This window comes from Amycolatopsis thailandensis (genome assembly GCF_042723255.1).
GTDB lineage: Bacteria > Actinomycetota > Actinomycetes > Mycobacteriales > Pseudonocardiaceae > Amycolatopsis > Amycolatopsis thailandensis.
The window spans coordinates 109110-122299 of record NZ_JBHXJK010000009.1 but is presented as its reverse complement, the minus strand read 5'-3'; the positions used below and the strand labels follow the sequence as shown (position 1 = coordinate 122299).

At 68.1% G+C, this 13190-nt stretch carries 14 protein-coding genes; 12 read left to right on the top strand and 2 right to left on the bottom strand.

Features of this window, described 5'->3' with window-relative positions; translation table 11 throughout:
• Positions 1-84: 84 nt before the first annotated feature.
• Entirely contained in the window at positions 85-516 is a 432-nt protein-coding gene (locus ACFWMR_RS05880) for a VOC family protein (RefSeq protein WP_378377344.1), read from the bottom strand.
• Positions 517-628: 112 nt separating this feature from the next.
• On the opposite strand from ACFWMR_RS05880, the gene ACFWMR_RS05875 reads away from it, so the two are divergent.
• From ACFWMR_RS05875 to ACFWMR_RS05845, 7 genes are all read left to right on the top strand, one after another.
• Positions 629-1285, top strand: coding sequence for a GntR family transcriptional regulator (locus ACFWMR_RS05875; protein ID WP_378377342.1), 657 nt, complete (start codon positions 629-631; stop codon positions 1283-1285).
• Positions 1286-1287: 2 nt separating this feature from the next.
• Positions 1288-1815, top strand: coding sequence for a hypothetical protein (locus ACFWMR_RS05870; protein WP_378377340.1), 528 nt, complete (start codon positions 1288-1290; stop codon positions 1813-1815).
• A gap of 190 nt (positions 1816-2005) precedes the next feature.
• The gene (locus ACFWMR_RS05865) at positions 2006-3319 is read left to right on the top strand and encodes an ABC transporter substrate-binding protein (RefSeq protein ID WP_378377338.1); all 1314 of its coding nucleotides are present in this window, start codon (positions 2006-2008) and stop codon (positions 3317-3319) included.
• The gene (locus ACFWMR_RS05860) at positions 3319-4275 is read left to right on the top strand and encodes a carbohydrate ABC transporter permease (RefSeq protein WP_378377335.1); all 957 of its coding nucleotides are present in this window, start codon (positions 3319-3321) and stop codon (positions 4273-4275) included. The genes ACFWMR_RS05865 and ACFWMR_RS05860 overlap by 1 nt, the downstream gene beginning before the upstream one ends.
• Positions 4268-5107 (top strand): carbohydrate ABC transporter permease, encoded by an 840-nt coding sequence (locus tag ACFWMR_RS05855; protein ID WP_093936462.1) that lies wholly within the window; start codon positions 4268-4270, stop codon positions 5105-5107. Before ACFWMR_RS05860 ends, ACFWMR_RS05855 begins: the two co-directional genes overlap by 8 nt.
• Positions 5108-5139: 32 nt before the next feature.
• The gene (locus tag ACFWMR_RS05850) at positions 5140-6471 is read left to right on the top strand and encodes a GH1 family beta-glucosidase (protein ID WP_378377333.1); all 1332 of its coding nucleotides are present in this window, start codon (positions 5140-5142) and stop codon (positions 6469-6471) included.
• 96 nt (positions 6472-6567) lie between these two features.
• The gene (locus ACFWMR_RS05845) at positions 6568-7251 is read left to right on the top strand and encodes a DsbA family oxidoreductase (protein WP_378377331.1); all 684 of its coding nucleotides are present in this window, start codon (positions 6568-6570) and stop codon (positions 7249-7251) included.
• Here ACFWMR_RS05845 and ACFWMR_RS05840 read toward each other — a convergent pair.
• Positions 7194-7652, bottom strand: coding sequence for a winged helix-turn-helix transcriptional regulator (locus ACFWMR_RS05840; protein WP_378377329.1), 459 nt, complete (start codon positions 7650-7652; stop codon positions 7194-7196). The genes ACFWMR_RS05845 and ACFWMR_RS05840 overlap by 58 nt on opposite strands.
• Positions 7653-7744: 92 nt before the next feature.
• Between ACFWMR_RS05840 and ACFWMR_RS05835 the strand changes: the two genes are divergently transcribed.
• The 5 genes from ACFWMR_RS05835 (at position 7745) to menC (ending at position 13155) form a co-directional block, all read left to right on the top strand.
• Positions 7745-8380, top strand: coding sequence for an FMN-dependent NADH-azoreductase (locus tag ACFWMR_RS05835; RefSeq protein ID WP_378377327.1), 636 nt, complete (start codon positions 7745-7747; stop codon positions 8378-8380).
• Positions 8381-8521: 141 nt separating this feature from the next.
• Positions 8522-9997 carry an amidohydrolase family protein gene (locus ACFWMR_RS05830; RefSeq protein WP_093936040.1) on the top strand — a complete coding sequence of 492 codons (1476 nt, stop codon included), beginning with the start codon at positions 8522-8524 and terminating at the stop codon, positions 9995-9997.
• Complete coding sequence (locus tag ACFWMR_RS05825; RefSeq protein ID WP_378377325.1) at positions 9994-11136, top strand: M20 family metallopeptidase; 1143 nt, start codon at positions 9994-9996, stop codon at positions 11134-11136. The genes ACFWMR_RS05830 and ACFWMR_RS05825 overlap by 4 nt, the downstream gene beginning before the upstream one ends.
• Before the next feature lie 31 nt (positions 11137-11167).
• Positions 11168-12052, top strand: a complete 885-nt coding sequence (locus ACFWMR_RS05820; protein ID WP_093936061.1) for a GNAT family N-acetyltransferase — start codon at positions 11168-11170, stop codon at positions 12050-12052.
• Positions 12049-13155, top strand: coding sequence for an o-succinylbenzoate synthase (gene menC, locus ACFWMR_RS05815; protein ID WP_378377323.1), 1107 nt, complete (start codon positions 12049-12051; stop codon positions 13153-13155). Before ACFWMR_RS05820 ends, menC begins: the two co-directional genes overlap by 4 nt.
• Positions 13156-13190: the final 35 nt, after the last annotated feature.

The following is a 13190-nucleotide window of genomic DNA, read 5'->3' as shown; positions in this document are numbered from 1 at the left end:
CACCTGATGTCTCGAAAGTGGCTTTCGCGACGCTGGCGCGCGTCGGGTTCGGGTGGTCGTGAGCGCCAGTTGAGGGCGCTGCCGTCAGACGGCGAACACCTGCGAGTCGTCGGCGAAAGCCTTGAACTCCAGGGCGTTGCCCGCCGGGTCGAGCAGGAACATCGTCCACTGTTCCCCGGTCTGGCCTTCGAAGCGGACGTAGGGCTCGATGACGAACGAGGTGTCCGCCGCGCGCAACCGGTCGGCCAGCTTCCGGAACTCCGGAACGCTGAGGATCAAGCCGAAGTGAGGGACGGGCACGTCGTGTCCGTCGACGGGGTTGTGGATCTGCCGCGGCCGCTCGCCGGCGAGATGCGTGACGAACTGGTGGCCGTGGAGGTTCCAGTCGATCCACTTGTCGGAGCTGCGGCCCTGTTCGAGGCCGAGGACTTCGCCGTAGAAGGTGCGCGCGGCGGCCAGGTCGTCGACAGGCATGGCGAGGTGGAAGCGGGGGATGGGGGAGTCGAGAACGGTCATGACCAGGGGATCCCTTCCGGTGGGCGAGCACTTTGTCCTAATGTTAACATTAGGACAAAGTCAGACTGAGGGCCTCGTCGCTACGATCGGCGTTCCAGTGGGGAGGAAGACGATGAGCGAACCCGGCAGGGTGGTGCCGGCGCGGCGTCGCGGGCTGGCGGACGAGGTCGCCGACAGGGTCCGGGACGCCATCTTCGGTGGCGCCTATCCGCCCGGCGCGCAGTTGCGCGAGGTCGAGCTCTCGGCCGCGCTCGGCGTCAGCCGTGGCCCGGTGCGTGAAGCGCTGCTCAAGCTGGAGCGCGAGGGCTTGGTCCGCAGCGAATGGCATCGCGGCGCGATCGTCACCACGCTGTCCGATGTGGACGTCGCCGAGCTCGACAGCCTCAGGTCGGCGCTGGAACAGCTGGCGGTTCAACTGGTGGTCGCGAAGGCGTCGGGGGCGGACCTGGCCGTGATCGACGAGGTCGTCGAGAGGATGGGTCGGGCGCGCGACGAGCACGAGATGGTCCGCTGCGACATCGACTTCCACGACGCGGTCTACGCGGCTTCCGGTCATCGGCGGCTCGTCGAGGCGTGGCAGGCCATTCGATCTCAGGTGTACCTGTTCCTGCTGACCCGGATCGGCGTGAACTCCGAGGGGTACCTCGCGAGCATTCCGGAGGAACACCGGCGGCTGGCGTCGGCTCTCCGGGAGCGCGACGGCGAAAAGGCGCTCGAACTCTTCGCCACGCATCGTGGGCAAGCCCTCGACGTGCTCACCGGGAAGTGAACATGCTCAACATTCGCTTGAACGACCTTGCGCTCGAGGCGCTCGGTCCGCTGGGACCCCTCGCCGCGACGCCGTCGGATCGGCTGGCGCCGGGTTTCCGGGAAATCATCGCCGACGGGGTCGTGCTGACCGGTGAGGTCATCACGCTCGGCGAGATCCCCACCTGGGCCGGACGGCCTCCGGGAAGGCAGGCCGATCTGACCGGCTGGGAATGTTTCGTCAGCAGCTTCCATCTCGAAGATCTTCTGCCGGTCGTGGCGGGAAGCCTGCCTGACGGCGAGCCGGTGATCTCCGAGGAGGACCAGGTCCTGATGCTGCGTCACGGCCTCGGGTTCGCGCTCGAAATCGCCAAGGCGGCGCCGGTCCCAGTCCGCTGCATCGTCGCCACCAACAGCACGAACGGCACGTTCCGGTTCCATCGCGCGCGGCCGGGGGAGTCCTGGCTCCAAGCGGACCTCGACTCCTACCGTCTGGACAAGTCGATCGTCGTCGATCGTGGCCCCGCGACCCTGGGCGGAACCCCCTGGTGAGCGGTACGGTGCTGATCCACTGGCAATGCGGCTGACGGGGTAATCGCCAACCTGCGGTCCGACCGGGACGAATTGGTGCCCAGGGTCTTGACGGCAAGGTGGACCAAGGCTTAACTCAAGCCCTGAAATAAGGCGTGTCCCGGGTCACAGGCTCCGGGCGCGGCTTGGCCACTCACCCCGAGGACCATCGATGCGAATCGGAAAGATCGCTCCCGCGCTCGTCCTGGCGCTGGCGGCCGCCGCCACGACGGCGTGCGGCGGCGGCGACACGTCGTCCAGTGCTCCCAAGGAGCTCGTGTACTGGGCGTCCAACCAGGGCACCAGTCTCGACAACGACAAAGCCGTCCTGCAGCCCGAACTCGACAAGTTCGAGAAGGCCTCCGGGATCAAGGTCAAGCTCGAGGTCGTCCCGTGGACGGATCTGCTCAACCGGATCCTCGCGGCCACCACCTCCGGCAAGGGGCCGGACGTGCTCAACATCGGCAACACCTGGTCGGCCTCGTTGCAGGCGACCGGGGCGTTCCTGCCGTTCGACGACGCCGCGCTGGAGAAGGTCGGCGGCAAGTCGCGGTTCCTCGGCCCGTCGCTGGCGGCCACCGGCGCGAGCGGGCAGCCGCCGGTCGGCGTACCGCTCTACGGCCAGGCGTACGGCCTGTACTACAACAAGAAGCTCTTCTCGGAGGCCGGCATCACCAAGCCGCCCGCCACCTGGGAGGAGCTCGTCGAGGACGGCAAGAAGCTCACCAAGCCCGACAAGGGCCAGTGGGGGCTTTCGCTCCAAGCGGGCCAGGTCACCGAGAACAGCCATCACGCGGCGATCCTCGGCGCCCAGCAGGGCGCGCAGTTCTTCACTCCCGAAGGCAAGCCGCAGCTGGCATCGGATCCCTCGGTCGCGGCCGTGCAGCAGTTCGTCGACCTGATGCAGAAGGACAAGATCGTCAACCCGGCCAACGCCGAGTACGCCGACACCGCCAAGTCGCTCAAGGACCTGTCCGACGGCAAGGCGGCGATGTTCATGAACCAGGCATCCGCGGGTTCGTTCAAGAACATCGGGATGGACATGGCCAACCTCGGTGTCGCGCCGATCCCGCTGCCCGCCACCGCGCCGCCCGGCGGCCGGAAGGTCAGCAGCTTCGTCGCGGGCATCAACATGTCGGTCTTCAAGGGCACCAAGAACCCCGACGCCGCACTGGACTTCGTGAAGTTCATGGTCTCGGCGCCGGAACAGGCGCTGCTCAACAAGACCTACGGTTCGCTGCCGACCGTCCAGGACGCCTACAGCGACGCTGCGTTCCAGACCGAGGACGTCAAGGTCTTCCAGAACGTGCTCGCGAATTCGGCCGAGCCGATGCCGCAGGTCCCGCAGGAATCGCAGTTCGAGACGCTGATCGGCACCGCGATGAAGGGGATGTTCGCCGACGTCGCCGCGGGCAAGCCCGTCGACGGCGCCAAGATCCGCGACCAGCTGACCCAGGCGGACCAGCAGATCGCGGCCGGTAGTTGATGCCGACCGCCCTCGACGACGCCCCGGCCGTGAAAGCGGCCGGGGCGCCCGGATCCCGGCGTGTCCGGCGCGGGCGGCGCCGGGTCGCGCTGCCGTATCTGCTCCTGCTCCCCGCGATCCTGCTCGAACTGCTCGTCCACCTGATCCCGATGATCGCCGGGCTCGTGATGAGCTTCTTCAAGCTGACGCAGTTCTACATCCGCGACTTCTCGTCCGCCCCGGCAGCCGGACTGGACAACTACAAGTTCGTCCTGGATTTCAACGCCGCGGCGGGAAAATCACTGCTCGGCTCCTTCTGGATCAGCGTCCTCTACACCGTCCTGTCGGTCGGGTTCTGCTGGCTCTTCGGCACCTCCGCCGCCGTGCTGATGCAGAAGAACTTCCGGGGGCGGGGCCTGCTCCGGACGCTGTTCCTGGTGCCGTACGCACTGCCGATGTACGCCGCGGTGATCACCTGGTCGTTCATGTTCCAGAAGGACACCGGCCTGGTGAACAGCCTGCTGGGCACCGATTCCTTCTGGCTCATCGGGGACAACAGCTTCTGGTCGCTGGTGGTCGTCTCGGTCTGGCGAAACTGGCCGTTCGCGTTCCTGATCGTGATGGCAGGCCTGCAGAACATCCCTGGCGAACTGTACGAGGCGGCGGCGATCGACGGCGCGGGCTGGTGGCGGCAGTTCCAGGCGATCACCCAGCCGATGCTGCGCCCGGTCAACCAGGTCCTGCTGCTGGTGCTGTTCCTGTGGACCTTCAACGACTTCAACACGCCGTACGTCCTTTTCGGAGCGTCCGCGCCGAAGGAGGCGTCGCTGATCTCGATCCACATCTACCAGAGTTCCTTCGTGACCTGGAACTTCGGCCTCGGCTCCGCGATGTCGGTGCTGTTGCTGCTGTTCCTCCTGATCGTCAGCACCGTCTACCTGGGACTGACCGCGCGGAGGAGGAACGCCGTTGTCTGAGCCAAGCTGGGTCCCGTGGGCCCGCCGATTCGTCCTCGGCTTCCTCGCCCTGTTCACCCTGATCCCGCTGTACGCGATGGTTTCGTCGTCGCTGAAGCCGCTCGGGGACGTGCAGGGCAAATGGGAGTGGATCCCGTCGACGCTGACCATCCAGCCGTTCTTCGACATCTGGGAGACCATCCCGCTCGCCGACTACTTCGTGAACAGCCTGGTCATCTCGGGTTCGGCGGCGATCCTCTCGGTGGTGATCGCGATCTTCGCGGCGTACGCGCTGAGCCGGTTCCGCTTCCGGGGCAAGAACTTCTTCAAGATGACCGTGCTCTCCACCCAGATGTTTCCCGGCATCCTGTTCCTGCTGCCGTTGTTCCTCATCTTCGTCAACATCGGCAACACCACCGGCATCGTCCTGTACGGCTCCCGGCTCGGGCTGATCATCACCTACCTGACCTTCTCACTGCCGTTCGCCATCTGGATGCTCGCCGGCTACATCGACTCGATCCCCAAGGAACTCGACGAGGCCGCGATGGTCGACGGAACCGGGCCGCTCGGCGCGTTGATCCGGGTGGTCATCCCGGCGGCCATGCCGGGCATCGTCGCCGTCGGCATCTACTCGTTCATGACGGCCTGGGGCGAGGTCCTGTTCGCGTCGGTGATGACCGACTCGGGCACGCGGACCCTCGCCGTCGGTCTCCAGGAGTACTCCACCCAGGTCCAGGTGTACTGGAACCAGGTCATGGCCGCCTCCCTGATCGTCTCCGTTCCGGTCGTCGCCGGATTCCTGCTGCTCCAGCGCTACCTCGTCGCCGGACTCACCGCCGGTGCCGTGAAATGACCCGCCCGTCGCTCCGTACAGAGAGGTCCGCCTTGAATCTGCACCTGCCCGCCGATTTCCTGTGGGGTGCGGCCACCGCCGCGTACCAGGTCGAAGGCGCCGTCGACGCCGACGGCCGGCTCCCGTCCATCTGGGACGACTTCGTCCGGGTCCCGGGTGCCGTCCTGAACGGCGACACCGCCGACGTGGCGTGCGATCACTACCGGCGCTGGCCGGAGGATCTCGCCATCATGAAGCAGCTGGGTCTGGACGCTTACCGTTTTTCGGTGGCTTGGCCGCGGGTGATCCCGACCGGCCGCGGCGAGGTCAACGCCGCGGGTCTCGGCTTCTACGACCGGCTTGTCGACGCGTTGCTCGAAGCCGGGATCCGCCCGTTCGCCACGCTTTTCCACTGGGATCTGCCCTCGGCGCTGAAGGGCGGCTGGCCCGAGCGCGACACGGCTTACGCCTACGCCGACTACGCCGCCGTCGTCGCGGCTCGGCTGGGGGATCGGGTCAAGGACTGGAACACCGTCAACGAGCCGTTGTGCTCGGCGTGGCTCGGCTACCTCGAAGGCCGTTTCGCTCCCGGGGTCAAGGACCTCAAGCAGGCGATCCACGCGTCACACCACCTCCTGCTCGCGCACGGACTCGGCGTGCAGGCGATCACCGCGAACGCCGCCGAGCCCGCCAACGTCGGCCTGGTGGTCAACCTCAGCGGGATCGAGCCAGCGTCGGACGCGGTCGAGGACGTCGAAGCGGCGGCCCGGATGGACGGGCACGTCAACCGCTGGTGGCTCGACCCGTCGAACGGTCGTGGCTATCCGGCGGACATGATCGAGGTCTACGGCGTCGAACCACCCGTGATCGGGGACGACCTCGAGGTGATCTCGGCCCCGGTCGGCTTCCACGGGCTGAACTACTACTTCCGGCAGATCGTCGAGGACGAGCCGAACGGCCCCGTGCCCCGTGCCCGGCAGGTGCCGGTCGAGGGGGCGGCCACGACCGCGATGGGCTGGGAGATCCACGGCCAGGGGCTCGCGGACCTGATCCACCGCCTCTCCAACGAGTACGGCGCAAGGGCCATCTACGTCACGGAGAGCGGGGCCGCCTTCGACGACAAAGTCGCCGAGGACGGTTCGATCGACGACGCCGACCGCATCGCCTACCTGGAGGAACACCTGGGCGCGGTGGCCAGTGCCGCCGAAGCGGGTGCCCCGGTGAAGGGCTACTTCGCCTGGTCGCTGCTCGACAACTTCGAATGGGACAGCGGGCTGAGCAAGCGGTTCGGGCTCGTGCGGGTCGACTACGACACGCAGGTCCGGACGGTCAAGGCGAGTGGTCACCGGTACGCGGAGATCATCGCGGAGCACCGGAACCGCTAGGAGCACAGCGGCCCATGACGCACTTCAAAGTGCCTTTTGTAAGCACTCTCTTACTCACTCATGATGGTGTTACGCACTAATAGTGAGGTGATGAAGATGGGTGAGCAGCCACCCCGACCCAGGGAGCCGCGGGTCGCCATCGAGGTGTGGTCCGACTTGGGCTGCCCGTGGTGCTATCTCGGGAAGCATCGGCTCCAGACCGCGATCGCGCGGCGTCCCGACGCGGACCGGTTCGAGATCGTGATGCGGGCGTTCGAGTTGGACCCGGGCGCCCCACGCGAGCCGGAAGCGAACGAAAAGAGCTTCCTTCGTGCTCACGGCGGCGCCGCCGTCGACGTCCTCCGGGCCGAGCGCCGGATGCAGGCCCTGGCACGCCAAGAAGGGCTCGAGTATTCGCTGAACCGTATGAACGCCAACACCTCCGACTTGCACCGCGTGGTCCGGTACGCCAACGACCAGCGCCGCGGGTTCGAGTTCTTCTCCACCGTCCAGGACGGCTTCTTCGCCGGCACCCTCGACCCTCACGACCCGGACACCCTCGCAGGTGTCGCGGCGGCGATCGGACTGGACGGGCGGCGGGTCCGCGAAATCCTCGCGAACAGTGAGTACGCCGACCGAGTGCGCGCCGATCGCCGTGAGGGTTTGGAGCTGGGCGCGGCCGGCGTTCCGTTCGTCGTCTTCGATCGGCTGGTAGCCGCCCCGGGTGCCCAAAAGATCCCTGTCTACAGCCGACTTCTGGAGCGGGTGGCCGGGCCCGTGCCGGGCGAGCGTGTCTCCTGAGCCGTCTTGCCCCGGCCGACCCCGGTCAGTTCGCTGGCGGCCCGGTTGCCGGCGATCTCGCCGTGGTGGGCGGCGGCCCAGCCCACCATCGCCGTTACCGCGTCCAGCAGTGACCGCCCCAGATCCGTCAGCTCGTACTCCACTCGCGGCGGGACCTCGGCGTACGCGGTCCGCGTGATCAGTCCATCCCGCTCGAGATGCTTGAGGGTCTGGGTCAGCATCCGTTGCGAAATTCCCGCGATGCTCGCCTGTAAATCGGAGTAGCGCAGCGAGCCGGCGCTCAGGGTGCTGACGACCAGCACCGTCCATTTGTCACCGATGCGATCGAGTACCTCGCGGATGAAGGTGCTGTCCTCCGGCCACGCCTGGCATGGACCACTGATCCGTCGCGCTGACGCCATCCCGCTCGCCTCCCATCCGGTGTGCAACCGCACTACCAGTATGTAACACCCGGTCGGCGACCACACGCCACTGTCGAAAGGGAAACCAAGCCATGTCGTACCTGCTTCACCTCGATTCCTCGGCGCTCGGCGAGGCCTCGGTTTCGCGCCAGGTCGCACAGTCCTTCCTCGAAGGCTGGCACGGCGAGGTCGTCCACCGCGACCTCGCCGCGGCGCCCGTGCCCCACCTCAGCGCCGCCGGTATCACCGCCCGCGTCACCGATCCCGCCCGGCACACCGACGAGCAAGCCGCCGCGGCCGCGTTGCAGGACGAACTCATCGAGGAGTTCCTCGGCGCCAGTGCCTACCTGTTCACGGTGCCGATGTACAACCTGTCGATGCCTTCGGTCTTCAAGGCCTGGCTCGACCAGGTCATGGTCTACGGCCGCACCTTCAAGCCGTCCCCGGCCGCCGGACGTCCGGCGGTGCTGATCTCCTCCCGAGGCGGCAGCTACGGGCCCGGCGCGCCCAACCACGGCCTCGACTACGTCGTGCCCACCACCGAGGCGGTGCTCGGGCACGAGAGTCAGCTGGGACTCGAGGTCGCCACCGTGATCCCCGAGATGACCATGGCTCCCCACACGCCGTCCCTGGCGGAGTTCCTCCCGATGCACAAGGCATCCATGTCCGATTCCCACGACCGTGCTCGTGAACTCGCCGCGAGGATCGCCACCGCGACCGCCGCTTGAATCCCCGGCGGTCGCCGCGGCGCGCTGATGGTTCGTGTGCGCGGATGGACCGAGGGGCCCGGATTCGTCGCGCGGTACGAACGGACGTCTGAGGAAACCTCCTAGGGTCGCCATGAACGAGGCGATCCAAGGAGGCGAAGCATGCGGACACTCTTGCGTGGCGGTCGTGTCATCGATCCGGCGACGGGGTTCGACGGCACGGCCGACGTGCTGGTATCCGACGGCGTGATCACCGCCGTCGAAGCGGGTTTGACCGCGGAGCCCGGTGATGTGGAAATCGACGTCACCGGGCTCGTGGTCGGACCGGGCTTCATCGACCTGCACAGCCACGTGCACACCATCGCGGGCCAGCGGCTCCAGGCGATGGACGGGGTGACGACCGCGCTCGACCTCGAAGCCGGGCTGATGCCGATCGAGCGGGCCTACGCCGAGGCCGCCGCGGCGGGGCGTCCGCTGCACTACGGGTTCTCCGCGTCCTGGGGCGCCGCGCGGGCGCAGGTGCTCGCCGGGATCGAACCGGACGCGAACATCGACAGCGGTCTCGCGGTGCTCGGGAACCCGGTCTGGCAAAGGTCTTCGTCGCCGAAGGAACTCGCAGCCTGGTTGTCCCTTGTGGACGGTGAGCTGGCCGCGGGCGCGCTCGGCGTCGGGGTCCTCCTCGGCTACGCGCCCGACACCGACCCCGGCGAGTTCCTCGCGCTGGCCCGCCTCGCGAAGGAGGCCGGGGCGCCGACCTACACCCACGTCCGCGAACTGGTCGAGGTGAACCCGGAGACGCCGATCGACGGTTCGGCGGAGATCGCGATCGTCGCGGCCGAGACCGGCGCCGCGATGCACCACTGCCATGTGAACAGCACGTCCGGTCAGCAGATCGAGCGGGTGCTCGCGGCGCTCGAAGCGGGCCGCTCGGCCGGATCCAGGGTGACCGTCGAGGCCTACCCGTACGGTGCGGGCAGTACCGCGATCGGCGCGGCGTTCCTCTCACCCGAACGCCTGAAGATGAAGGGGCTCTCGCCGTCCAGCGTGATCATGCTGGAGTCGGGGGAGCGCATCGCCGACGAAGGCCGCCTCCTCCAGGTTCGCGCCGAAGACCAGGGCGCGCCGTGCATCCTGGAGTTCCTCGACGAAAGTGACCCGCACGACCTCGGCCTGCTACGCCAGGCGCTCGCGTTCCCGGATGCCATCGTCGCCAGCGACGCGCTGCCCGTCTACTGGAAGAACGGGACCAGCGAGAGCACCGAATGGCCGCTGCCGCCCGGCGGTGCGACGCATCCGCGCACGGCCGGCACGTACGCCAAGACGTTGCGCCTGATGGTGCGCGAGAGCAAGGCCTGGACCTGGCTGGAAGCGTTCCGGCGCTGTTCGTACCTGCCGGCGCGCGTGCTCGACGAGGTCGCTCCCGGGGCCCTGGCCAAGGGACGGCTCGACGTGGGAGCCGACGCCGACATCGTCGTCCTCGATCCGCACACCATCACCGACGCGGCGACCTACTTCGACTCGACCAGGCCTTCGGTCGGCGTCCGGCACCTGTTCGTCGCGGGCGTCCCGGTCGTCACCGACGGGAACCTGCGCACCGACGCCTTCCCCGGCAAGCCGCTGCGGGGTGAACCGCGATGAGCGAACTGCTGGACGACATCGAGACGCTCGTCCGCTGCGAGTCCCCGTCCTCGGACCACGAGGCGGTGTCCCGCAGCGCCGAAGTGGTGGCGGAAGTGGGCCGGAGACTGCTCGGCGTGGAGCCGGAACGGATCGTCGTCGACGGGGTCACACATCTGCGCTGGCGATTCGGCGACGGACCGCCGCGGGTGCTGCTCCTCGGACACCACGACACGGTGTGGCCGCACGGTTCGCTGGAGACTCATCCGTTCTCCGTGCGGGACGGTGTGCTGCGTGGCCCGGGCTGTTTCGACATGAAGGCCGGGGTCGTCATGGCCTTGCACGCTGCCGCGACCGTGCCCGACCGCGACGGACTGTCCATTCTGGTCACCGGTGACGAGGAGGTCGGCTCACCGTCGTCCCGCGCCCTGATCGAGGAATCGGCGGCGGGCTGCGACGCGGCGTTCGTGCTGGAGGCGTCGGCCGACGGTGGCGCGCTGAAATGCCGTCGCAAAGGCGTTTCCCACTACCGGGTCGAGGTCGTCGGCCGCGCCGCGCACGCCGGGCTCGAACCGGAGAAGGGGATCAACGCGGGGATCGAGATCGCCCACCAGATCCTCGCGATCGCCGCGATCGCCGATCCGGAGGCCGGGACCAGCGTGACACCCACCGTCGTCTCGGCGGGAACGACGGTCAACACCGTTCCCGCCGCCGCGAGCGTGGCCGTCGACGTCCGGGTGTGGAACGAGGCCGAGCAACTCCGGGTCGACCGGGCCATGCGTGACCTCCGGCCGGTACTGGAGGACGCGGAGGTCCGCGTGACCGGCGGGATCAACCGGCCGCCGCTCGAAGAAGGTTCGTCGGCGGGATTGTTCGAGCTGGCCCGGGAACTGTCGGGCGAACTCGGTCTCGGTGAACTCGCTTCCGCGTCGGTCGGTGGCGCTTCGGACGGGAATTACACCGCGGGGATGGGAATTCCCACGCTGGACGGCCTCGGCGCCGTCGGCGGCGGGGCGCACGCGGATCACGAACACGTCGTCGTCGCGGAATTGCCCCGGCGCACCGCTTTGCTGGCCACACTCGTGGAAAACGTGCTCGCGAAGCGGGGTCCGTCCGGCGCGACGAATAGCGCGGGCGAATCTGGTGTGGCACGACGGTGACTCGGCCACCGAGCCGGGAAAGGATTGTCCCGTGACGAATCTTGCGACGAATACCGAGAGCCTGGTGCCGGTGGAGGTGCGCGACGAGGCCGTCGCCGCCGCGCGCGCCGCGGCCGCGGCTTCGGGCGTCGAAATCCGCGAACTCACCGAAATCGCCGATCTGGCCGCGGTGGTCGGCCTGTTCGACTCGATCTGGCAGTCCGCCCCGGGCTCCCGGCCGGTGAGCACGGAGCTGCTCCGTGCCATGTCCACCGCCGGGAACTACGTCGCGGGCGCGTTCGAGCACGGCGAACTGCTGGGGGCCTGTTTCGGTTTCTTCGGGAATCCGGGGAAAGGGAGCCTGCACAGTCATATCGCCGGGGTCGCCCACGCCGGCGCGGGACGGGGGATCGGGCACGCGCTCAAACTGCACCAGCGCGGCTGGGCGCTGCTCCAGGACGTCTCGGTGATCACCTGGACCTTCGATCCGCTGGTGCGCCGCAACGCCTATTTCAACCTGGGGAAACTCGGCGCACGCCCGATCGGGTACCTGCCCGATTTCTACGGTCCCATGGAGGACGGCATCAACGGTTCGGGTGACACCGACCGGCTGATGGTCGGCTGGGACCTGACGAGCCCGGACGTCCGCTCCGCGGCGTTCGGCGAACCCGTCCTGATCGACGCGGGGGCGCTGGGCGCGGCGAAGGCGCTGTCGGTCGACTCCGACGGCGGTCCGAGCATCGGATCCGCCGACACCCCGACGGTGCTCGTCGCCGTCCCGTCCGACATCGAACGGTTACGCCGCACCGATCCCGGTCGCGGCAACGCGTGGCGCGTCGCCCTGCGCGAAGTCCTCGGCGGACTGATGGCGGACAACGCCCGGGTCGCCGGTTTCGATCGTGCCGGCTGGTACGTGATCTCGAAGGAGCAGTCGTGAAACTCAGCGGTGTGGAACTGCGCCGGGTCCGGATGCCGCTCGTGGCCCCGTTCCGGACGTCGTTCGGGACTCAGTCCGAACGGGAACTGCTGCTCGTCCGCGCGGTGACCCCGGCGGGCGAAGGCTGGGGCGAGTGCGTCACGATGGCGGCGCCGGTCTACTCGTCGGAATACAACGACGCCGCCGAACACGTGCTGCGGAACCATCTGATCCCGGCCCTGCTGGCCGCCGACGACGTGACCGCGTACAAGGTGACGCCGTTGCTGGCGAAGTTCAAGGGCCACCGGATGGCGAAGGGCGCGCTGGAGATGGCGATTCTCGACGCCGAGCTCCGGGCGCACGAACGGTCCTTCGCGGCGGAGCTGGGATCCACTCGCGACACAGTGGCCTGCGGTGTCTCGGTCGGGATCATGGACTCGATCCCGCAGCTGCTCGACGTCGTCGGCGGGTACCTCGACGAGGGCTACGTCCGCATCAAGCTGAAGATCGAACCCGGCTGGGACGTCGAGCCGGTACGGCAGGTGCGGGAGCGCTTCGGTGACGACGTGCTGTTGCAGGTCGACGCGAACACCGCGTACACCCTGGGCGACGCGCCGCTGCTGTCCCGGCTCGACCCGTTCGATCTCCTGCTGATCGAGCAGCCGCTCGAAGAGGAGGACGTGCTCGGCCACGCCGAACTGGCCAAGCGGATCCGGACGCCGATCTGCCTCGACGAGTCGATCGTCTCCGCCAAGGCCGCGGCGGACGCGATCAAGCTGGGCGCCTGCCAGATCGTCAACATCAAGCCGGGCCGGGTCGGCGGCTACCTCGAAGCCCGCCGGGTGCACGACGTCTGCGCGGCGCACGGGGTCGCGGTGTGGTGCGGCGGCATGATCGAGACCGGGCTGGGCCGGGCGGCCAACGTCGCGCTGGCGTCGCTTCCCGGCTTCACACTGCCGGGTGACACCTCGGCGTCCGGCCGGTTTTACCGCACGGACATCACCGAGCCGTTCGTGCTGGACGCGGGGCACCTGCCGGTGCCGACCGGGCCGGGCCTCGGCGTGACCCCGATTCCCGACCTCCTGGACGAGTTCACCACCGAGAAAGCGTGGATCGGTTCGTAGCGAACTACGAATTCCGGGGTTAGATTTGGTCGAAA